Origin of the sequence: Streptomyces sp. NPDC007856 (assembly GCF_042868225.1) — a bacterium.
Taxonomy (GTDB): Bacteria; Actinomycetota; Actinomycetes; order Streptomycetales; family Streptomycetaceae; genus Streptomyces.
In genome coordinates this window covers 1-2,169 of record NZ_JBIAEC010000098.1, presented here as the reverse complement: position 1 = coordinate 2,169, position 2,169 = coordinate 1, and the positions used below count along the sequence as shown (strand labels likewise).

1 protein-coding gene is annotated in these 2,169 nt (G+C 68.0%); it reads right to left on the bottom strand.

Going from position 1 to position 2,169, the window contains the following annotated elements:
- Positions 1-14: 14 nt before the first annotated feature.
- Complete coding sequence (locus ACFYOH_RS44705) at positions 15-2,114, bottom strand: ISAzo13 family transposase (RefSeq protein WP_388638095.1); 2,100 nt, start codon at positions 2,112-2,114, stop codon at positions 15-17.
- Between the last annotated feature and the right edge of the window lie 55 nt (positions 2,115-2,169).

The following is a 2,169-nucleotide window of genomic DNA, read 5'->3' as shown; positions in this document are numbered from 1 at the left end:
GAAGCCGTAAAGAATCAACCTGTCGGTGTGTCGGTTTCTTCATGCGAGGCGGCAAGGAGATCGGGGGCGGTGCGGTAGCGGGTCGTGGCCGGGGGCGGGAGGCGTCCGGCTTCTGCAAGCAGGGGCCGGATCTCGCGGACGACGTTCCCGATCGAGGACCTGCTCACGTCCCCCAGCGCGTCGGCGAGTACGTCCAGGGTGCACAGTTTCCGCAGATAGAGGATGGCGACGACGACGCGTTCTGTGTCGCCGAGCTTCTGTGGGAAGACGCCGCCGCGGCTGCCTGGCTGCCGATCGGCGCCCCGGCGCTGGTAGGAGGCCCGTTCGGCCTGGGCGACCTGGCGAGGGGCGAGACGGCAGGTGAGTGCATCCAGGTCCGCGCGGGACATACCGAGAAGCCTCGGGTGGGACAGGCTCTCCATGATCCGGGTCCGCAGCGGGGTCTTGTCGGTGTCGAGGAAGGACATCAGCACGTCCGCCGTGGTGAACCGGCTGGAGGCGTATCCGGGCTGGTGGCCGTGGTCCTCCAGGACCCGGCGGGTCTCGGCGACGAGGTGGCCGATGCAGGTGGGGGTCACCTCCAGCATGTCGCCCAGCAGCTTCATCGAGCACACCTGCCGCTGGTAGAGGAGGGTGAGCATCACCCGGGCCGTGTCGTCGAACAGCGGCTTGGCCCGCTGATTGCCGGTGGCGCGCCGGGCGCGTCCGCCGCGTTGCTCGCTGTAACGTTCCCGGGCCCGGGCGGCCTGCAGCGGGGCCAACTCGGCGCATAGGGTAGCGAGTTCCGTAGTACTCAGCCCGGTCAGGCGTGGGTCCGCGAGACGGGTGAGAAGTTCGCGGCGGCGGTCGGCGACGCCGTGTGCCTCGCCGACGGGCGACACCTGTGGCGCGGAGGCTTCGGGCAGCAGGGTGTAGTTCCACTGGCCGTGAACCTCGTGCCGGACCAGCGGCAGCGCGGCGAAGCGATCCTTGCTGATCGCGATGCCGGTGGGGTAGTCACCGGGATCCAGGTGGGCCTCGACGTGCAGCCCGGCCCGGGTGCGGGTGGCGGCGATCGTCTCGATAACGACTTCGTGGCTGGTCAGCGGCCTGCCGCGCCAGTTGTGGGTGATGTGGGAGAACAGCCGGTGCTCGATTTTGTTCCACTTGCTTGTGCCCGGAGGAAAGTGACACACCGTGATGCTCAGGCCCGTCTCGGCGGCCAGGGCAGCCAATTCGCTCTTCCAGACCCGGTAGCGGTAGCCGTTGGAGCCGCCCGCGTCCGAGGTGATCAGTAGCCGTGACGCTTTCGGGTAGTCGAGGCTGCCGCGACAGCGCCACCAGCGGCGGATGGACTCGACTGCGAAGACCGACGTGTCGTGGTCGACACCGACGTTGACCCAGCCGGTATTGCGGGCGATGTCGTAGATCCCGTATGGGATCGCCTGCTGTACGTCCGGGCCGCTGAAGAAGAAGTGATGGTCCTCCACCTCGACCGGCTCGCCCCTGGGCCGCCACTCACGGCCGGCCATGGGCAGCCGTCCGATCTGCTCCCGCTTCTTCGTGTCCACGCTGATCACCGGCTCGCCGTCGGCCTGATGCTGCTTGACTTGCTCGTTGATGTAGCGGAACTGGGCATCCCGGTCAGGATGCTGGGCACCCTCGAGGGTCTTGACGTTCGCCTGCAGGCTGAAGCCCTCCTGCTTGAGCAGCCGACCCACCGTCGGCGCGGACACCGGGTGCCCCCGCCGGGTCAGCTCCTCGGCCAGGTTCCGCAGCGACTTCGTCGTCCACCGCAGCGGAGACTGAGGATCTCCCCGCTCGTCCGGCTCGACCAGGCCCAACAAGGCTTTGAGTAGGACAGGATCGTTGGCTTCGGCCCGCTTGCGACCTCCGCCCGGTGCACGCACCCGGCCGTCCGGCAGCGGCCCGGCCCCCGCTTCCAGCTCCGATACTCCACGACGCACGGTCGTCTCGCTGACCTGCGCGATTCGCGCCACCGCCCGTATGCCGCCGTGCCCGAGCAGCCGGGCCTCGGTAGCCAGGGCCAGCCGTCGTTGCCGCTCGTTCAAATGCGGCAACAACACCGAGAACCTGCATTGGAGTTGGGAACAGATCTCCTCCGGAACCGCCATACCCTGACAACGAGCCCGCCCATGTAAAGCAGCACCTTGATTCTTTACGGCTTCA